7 protein-coding genes and 1 pseudogene are annotated in these 6,425 nt (G+C 62.6%); 7 read left to right on the top strand and 1 reads right to left on the bottom strand.

Features of this window, described 5'->3' with window-relative positions:
• Nucleotides 1-14: 14 nt before the first annotated feature.
• The 7 genes and pseudogenes from BM397_RS28065 to BM397_RS28095 form a co-directional block, all read left to right on the top strand.
• Nucleotides 15-923, top strand: a complete 909-nt coding sequence (locus BM397_RS28065; RefSeq protein ID WP_092431189.1) for an intradiol ring-cleavage dioxygenase — start codon at nt 15-17, stop codon at nt 921-923.
• A gap of 5 nt (nt 924-928) precedes the next feature.
• Nucleotides 929-1,807, top strand: a complete 879-nt coding sequence (locus BM397_RS28070; RefSeq protein ID WP_092431187.1) for a sugar phosphate isomerase/epimerase family protein — start codon at nt 929-931, stop codon at nt 1,805-1,807.
• A gap of 23 nt (nt 1,808-1,830) precedes the next feature.
• Nucleotides 1,831-2,826, top strand: coding sequence for an inositol 2-dehydrogenase (gene iolG / locus BM397_RS28075; protein WP_092431185.1), 996 nt, complete (start codon nt 1,831-1,833; stop codon nt 2,824-2,826).
• Nucleotides 2,827-2,845: 19 nt separating this feature from the next.
• A complete protein-coding gene (locus tag BM397_RS28080; protein ID WP_092431183.1) occupies nt 2,846-3,931 on the top strand; it encodes a Gfo/Idh/MocA family protein in 1,086 nt (361 codons plus the stop codon).
• 74 nt (nt 3,932-4,005) lie between these two features.
• Nucleotides 4,006-4,305, top strand: a complete 300-nt coding sequence (locus tag BM397_RS28085; protein WP_092431181.1) for a Dabb family protein — start codon at nt 4,006-4,008, stop codon at nt 4,303-4,305.
• 23 nt (nt 4,306-4,328) lie between these two features.
• On the top strand, nt 4,329-5,390 hold the full coding sequence (locus BM397_RS28090; RefSeq protein WP_092431179.1) for a maleylacetate reductase: 1,062 nt from the start codon (nt 4,329-4,331) through the stop codon (nt 5,388-5,390).
• A 184-nt stretch (nt 5,391-5,574) separates the two neighbouring features.
• Nucleotides 5,575-6,117, top strand: a pseudogene (locus BM397_RS28095) (IS110 family RNA-guided transposase); the annotation flags it as partial.
• A 79-nt stretch (nt 6,118-6,196) separates the two neighbouring features.
• On the opposite strand, the gene BM397_RS28100 reads toward BM397_RS28095, so the two are convergent.
• Nucleotides 6,197-6,425, bottom strand: a 229-nt coding sequence (locus tag BM397_RS28100; RefSeq protein WP_256218788.1) for an ATP-binding protein, incomplete at its 5' end; no start/stop codon positions are given.

Below are 6,425 nucleotides of genomic sequence, written 5' to 3' on the forward strand. Positions count from 1 at the left end.
AAAGGATAGAAGTCATGTTGCAGACAACAGACGACACGTTCGACGGTGGGTACTTCGACGAGGAAAAGTCGGCCGAGGTGGTCAATTCCCGCATCGGTGAAGGGGCCGATCCTCGCTTGAAGGAAGTGATCAGCATCCTGACCAAACACCTGCACAACGCCGTCAAGGAGATCGAGCCGACCCACGAGGAATGGTTCGCCGCGATCCGTTTCCTGACCGAGACCGGGCACATGTGCACCGATTGGCGGCAGGAATACATCCTGCTCTCTGATGTGCTGGGCGTCACGATGCTGGTGGATGCGATCAACCACCGTCGCCCCTCGGGGGCCACGCCCAACACAATTCTCGGGCCGTTCTACATCGAGGGCGCGCCGCACTACCCGAATGGGGCGAATATCTGCCTCGACCACAAGGGGACGCCCACACTGGTGCGCGGACGCATCATGGACGTGGACGGCAACCCGGTCGAGGGGGCGCGGATCGACGTCTGGCAGACGAACGACGACGGGTTCTACGACGTGCAGCAAAAGGGCGAACAGCCCGAATACAACCTGCGCGGCGTCTTCGCGTCGGAAGCGGACGGGCGCTACTGGTTCCAGACCGTCAAACCGCGCTTCTACCCAATCCCGGACGATGGCCCGGTGGGCAAGTTGCTGGGCGACCTGCACCGCCACCCCAACCGCGCCGCTCACATGCATTTCATCGTCACGGCCGACGGCTATGACGAGATCATCACCCATATCTTCACGCCCGACTGCCCGTATCTGAAAGAAGACACGGTGTTCGGTGTGAAGAAGGACCTCGTGGCCGATTTCCAGCCCATCGACGATCCCGACATGGCCGCCGAATTCGGCATGCCCAACCCGTTTGTGATGGTGGACTGGGATTTCGTTCTGGCGCGCAAAGCCAAGGCAAACGGGTAACGCACATGAATATCAACGATATCAGCCTCTGCGCGTCCTATTGGACGGTTGCGGGCAACACTTATCCCGGCGCGCCGTCCGAGATTAGCCCCTTTTCATTGGTCGAGCGTGCCGCGGTCTGCGGCCGCACTGGCTGGCAGGGTATGGGCTTTGTCATGGACGACATCGAGGCGTCCATCGATCGCCATGGCATGGCCGGCGTTCGGCACATCTTCGACGACAACAACATCGGCCACGTCGAGTTGGAATTCCTCGTCGACTGGCACCTAACGGGCGAGCGCCGGGCGCTGTCGGACAAGATGTATGCCCGGATGCTGGAGATCAGTGACGCGCTCGGCGTGGAAAAGATCAAGCTTGGTGGCGGCGTTTTCGAAACTGAGGCGCCAGACACCGGGGCGATGCGCGCGGCACTGTTCGAAATCTGCGAAATGGCAAGACCTCTGGGCATCGACATCGCGATCGAGTTCCTGCCTTTTGCCAGCATCAATACAATTGACCGGGGACTGGACCTGTTCCGTGACCTCGGCGTGACCAACGGTGGCCTCCTGGTCGACACGTGGCACGTCGAACGCGGCGGCATGACCGCGGAGGACATCCGTAAAATACCACCCGAATTCCTGCGCGCTGCGGAACTGGATGATGCGGGCCCCGAGGTGATGGGTGACCTGTTCAACGACTCCACCCACTACCGCAGGCTCTGCGGCGAAGGCGCTATCGATATCGCGAGCCAGATCCAGGCGATGCTCGACCAGGGCTATCGCGGCTACTGGGGGGTGGAACTGATCTCGGCCTACCACCGTCACCTGCCGCTGGAGATGGCTGCCGCCCGCGCCTTTGACACCACCATGCAACAGTTCGCAGCCGTGACCTTCCCGGCCGACTGACACGCTTCCCAAGGAAAATAAACATGATCGGAATAGCAGTTCTGGGCGCCGGCCGTATCGGCAAGATCCATGCCGGCAACGTCGCCGCCAATCCTCGCGCACGGTTGATCGCCGTGGCCGACCCCTTTGCCGAGGCCTGTGAGCCGCTGGCCGCAAAACATGGCGCCGAGGCGATGACCGACCCGATGGCCGCCATTGTCCGTGACGACGTTGACGCGGTGGTGATCGGCACCCCCACCGACACCCATATTGGCCTTCTGATGAAGGCAGTCGAACTCGGCAAGGCTGTGCTGTGCGAAAAGCCCATCGACCTCGACATGGGCAAGAGTGCCGAGGCCGCCGCACAGGTCGAGAAACTGAACGGCCGGGTCATGCTGGCCTTCAACCGTCGGTTCGATCCGACCTTTGCCGAGGTGCGCCGCGCCATCGACGCGGGCCAGATTGGAGCCGTGCGGCAGGTGGTCATCTCCAGCCGCGATCCGGGCATGCCGCCCGAAGGCTACGTTAAGTCCTCGGGTGGACTGTTCCGCGACATGACGATCCATGATCTCGACATGGCACGCTGGCTGCTCGGGGAGGAACCGGTCACCGTCACTGCCATGGCATCCAGGATCGTCGATGAAGCGATGGTCGAGAAATACGACGATTACGACACCGCCATGGTGATCCTGCAGACCGCAAGCGGCAAGCAGGCGCATATCAACAACTGCCGCGAGGCGGTCTACGGCTACGACCAACGGATCGAGGTGCTGGGCGAAACTGGCATGCTGACCCATGACAACCTGCGCCCGACGACGATGCGCCTGACCACGGCCGAGATGACAGATGCGCAGCAGCCGCTGCTGAACTTCTTCCTCGAACGCTACACGGCGGCCTACCGCGCGGAAATGGACGCTTTCGTGACCGCGCTGGCCGATGGCACCGCGCTGCCGACCACCGCACAGGACGGCGTTCAGGCGCTGCGCCTGGCCGAAGCCGCACTTCAGTCCGTACGAACCGGTCAGACCGTTTCCCTGTAACCCCAGAGAGGTACATGACATGACCTATGCGATCGGAGCAGACACCCCCCTCGGCATCGCCTGCCTCGGGATCACGCACCCGCACACATCGGGCCGGGTGAAAGCCTTCAAGCGAATGACCAACGCCCGTGTGCTGGGTGCATACGACGACAGCCCGCTGCTGGCGCCTTTTGTCGATGCAATGGAGATTGAGGCGCGGAGCAAAGACGAGATCCTGTCGGACCCGGCGGTTCACGCGGTCATGATCCACCCCAAGAGCTACCGCATGGCCGATTGGGCCATCGAGGCGATGGAGGCTGGCAAGGCCGTGCTCTGTGAAAAGCCCGCCGGGCGCGGATCGGAAGACACCGAACGGCTGGTTGCCGCTGCCGAACGCACCGGTCAGCTCTTTCAGGTGGGTTATTGCTGGCGCTATGCGCCTTCGGTCGACAAGATGCAGGAGGTCTTGCAGAAGGGACAGCTCGGCAAAATCCTGCAGGTCCGAGCCCATGCGGGCTGTTCCCATGGGGAGGCCGACACCGACCACATGCGCCAGCCCGGCGACATCGGCGGTGCCTTCTACGTCATTGGCTGCCACACCATCGACCGGCTGCTCCTGCACTTCGGAATGCCGAAATCGGTCAACGCGCGGATTTCGAAGTTCCCCGGCATCATGCCGGACGCCGCGCGTGAAGACGCCGCCGGGGCGATCCTGAACTACGACGACAAGATGATCACCGTCGATTTCATGTCATGGGACCCGATGCCTTGGACTGAAAGCTGGGACATCACCGCTTACGGCACCGACGGAGTCATGTCTTCGCGTCCGATGCCCGCGACCTACAGGATCTACAGCACCGGCAAACACGGGCTGCCGATGGGGTGGACCGAGTACAACGAGAACTCGTTCCCCGAGATCTGGGCGGTGCGCAAGACCGTCTATTCGCCCGAGATCGCCGAGATCGGGAATCCGGTCTATTTCGACCGCGAAGCCGCAGCGTTCGAGCATTCGCTGCGCACCGGGGCGCCGTCCAACGTGCCCGCGACACAGGCCCATAACATCAATCTGATCCTCGAGGCGCTGTTCGCCTCGTCGCAACAAGGCGGGACCGAGGTCACGCTCTGACCCGGACTGATGACAGGCAGGCCACCGCTCCCCCAGGGCAAAGGGGGAGCGGACATCACCTTCGGGAGGACATAATGATCAAGCATATCGTCATGTGGAACATGGCCGGAGACACGGCCGAGGAACGCACCCGCGCTGCGGAACATCTGCGGGCACGGTTCGAAGAGATCCGGGGAGAGATCCCGGGGCTCCTGCATCTCGAGGTCGGGTTCGATCACAGCCGCGTGGATTATGCCTGCGACGTGGTGCTCTATACCGAATTCGATAGCCAGGAGGCGCTCGACGCCTACGCCAGCCACCCGGCGCACCTACGAGTCAAGGATGCGCTCGGCGCGTCGCGTATTGCCCGGCACCAGGTCGACTATCGCGCCTGACCCGCGCCATCAAAGGACATGTCATGAAGGAATTCACCTATACCGCACTGCCTTCCCGCGTGATCTTTGGCCCGGGCAAGCTCGCCTCCGTTGCGAATGAGGTCGCGACCATTGGGGCGAACCGCGCGCTTGTCTTATGTACGCCGCAACAGCGGGCGCAGGCCGAACAGGTCGGCGCGCTTCTCGGCGACAAGCTCGCGGGCATCCACGACGGGGCCGAGATGCATGTGCCCATCGAAAGCGCCCGCGCAGCTCGCGCCATAGCCACTGACCTGGACGCCGATTGCGCGGTTGCGGTGGGCGGAGGATCGACCATTGGCCTCGGCAAGGCGATCGCCTTGGACTCCGCGCTGCCGATCATCGCCATCCCGACGACCTACGCAGGCTCCGAGATGACACCGGTCTATGGCATCACCGAAAACGGCATCAAGACGACGGGCAAGGACGTGCGCGTCCTACCGAAATCGGTGATCTACGACCCGGAACTGACCTATTCTCTGCCGGTTGGGATGTCCTTGGTCAGCGGTATGAACGCCATCGCTCATGCGGCAGAAGGGCTCTACGCCAAGGACGGCAACCCGGTGATGTCCCTGATCGCCGAAGAAGGGATCCGCGCCCTGGCGGCGGGGATGCCGGTACTGCTCGAGACCCCAAACGATGTCGACGCCCGATCGCAATGCCTATACGGCGCTTGGCTCTGCGGCTCCGTTCTCGGACATGTCGGCATGGCGTTGCATCACAAGCTCTGCCACACGCTGGGCGGGAGCTTCAACCTGCCACACGCGGAAACCCACACCATCATCCTTCCGCATGCAATGGCCTACAACAGCCTCGCCGCTCCCGCAGCCATGGCACGCATCGCCCATGCCATCGGGGCCGAAGACGGTCCGACCGGACTTTACGCGCTCGCGCGGCAACTGGGGGTGCCGACAGCACTACGCAATCTGGGCATCGCAGAAACGGACCTGGATCGTGCCTGTGAGATTGCCTTGTCGAACCCTTATTGGAACCCGCGCCAAATCGAAGCAGCTCCTCTGAGGGCGCTCTTGCAGCGAGCGTGGGAAGGCTCCGAGCCTCGGCCCTGATGTGAGGGGGAGGGCGCTGCACTTCCGCCTTGCACGAGGGTTCGGCCCAATGCGGACTTTGAGTAAAGCTTCGGGTCGCTGCAACGCGCCTCCTCGAAGGAGATGGGGTGGATGGCTCCCGCTCCCGGCGTCGCAACGCGCCATACTGCAGGTGTCAGAATCTGCGATCGAGAGGAGCCACCCCATGCAAGTTACTACCGTCGGCCTCGACCTGGCCAAGAACATCTTTCAAGTCCACGGAGTGACCGAGACCGGAGAGGTTGCCTTCAACCGACCGTTGAGACGGGCGCAGGTGCTGGCGTTCTTCGAGCGACTGTCGCCCTACCTCATCGGCATCGAGGCCTGCGCATCGAGCCACCATTGGGCGCGGGAGCTTTCGCAACTCGGCCATACCGTCCGACTGATGCCGCCAATGTACGTCAAACCCTACGTGAAGCGTGGCAAGTCCGATGCAGTCGACGCCGAAGCGATCTGCGAAGCCGTGACAAGGCCCACGATGCGCTTCGTCGAGATCAAGTCCGAGGAGCAGCAGGCACTCTTGTCCTTGCACCGCGCGCGTGACTTCATCGTGCGCCAGAGGACGCAGCTGATCAACATGGTCCGGAGCCTTGCAGCGGAGTTCGGGATCACCATCGCTCGGGGCGTCGCGCGCGCCATCGAGTTCGCCAGGTCCATCATCGACGGCAAGCAGCCGGAACTGCCCGATCTGGCCCAGGATGTGGCGCGACATCGCAGTTGAGTGCTGAGCGACATCGCAGGTGGATGACGGTGACGTTTTTTGACGGTGCCGGTTTGCGGCCGTCAGATCAAGTTTCGATGTCGCTGCTCAATGTCGCTGGCTGCGAGTTGTCCTTCGCTGTGGCGATCTCCTTTTCGGGCTGTTGTTTGTCGCGGTCATCTTCGATGTCGCTTAGCGATGTCGCGGCGGCATAGGCGGCACGGCGTCGGTAGCTTTCGACGTTCATCTCGAAGATTGTTGCATGGTGAACGAGCCGATCGATGGCGGCGATGGTCATCGCCCTGTCGGGGAAGATG

Origin of the sequence: Alloyangia pacifica, from assembly GCF_900116195.1 — a bacterium.
GTDB lineage: Bacteria > Pseudomonadota > Alphaproteobacteria > Rhodobacterales > Rhodobacteraceae > Salipiger > Salipiger pacificus.

Coding starts and splice junctions, on each gene's coding strand:
- BM397_RS28065 (WP_092431189.1), top strand. CDS start 15: ATGTTGCAGACAACAGACGACACGTTCGACGGTGGGTACTTCGACGAG.
- BM397_RS28090 (WP_092431179.1), top strand. CDS start 4,329: ATGAAGGAATTCACCTATACCGCACTGCCTTCCCGCGTGATCTTTGGC.
- BM397_RS28085 (WP_092431181.1), top strand. CDS start 4,006: ATGATCAAGCATATCGTCATGTGGAACATGGCCGGAGACACGGCCGAG.
- BM397_RS28080 (WP_092431183.1), top strand. CDS start 2,846: ATGACCTATGCGATCGGAGCAGACACCCCCCTCGGCATCGCCTGCCTC.
- iolG (WP_092431185.1), top strand. CDS start 1,831: ATGATCGGAATAGCAGTTCTGGGCGCCGGCCGTATCGGCAAGATCCAT.
- BM397_RS28070 (WP_092431187.1), top strand. CDS start 929: ATGAATATCAACGATATCAGCCTCTGCGCGTCCTATTGGACGGTTGCG.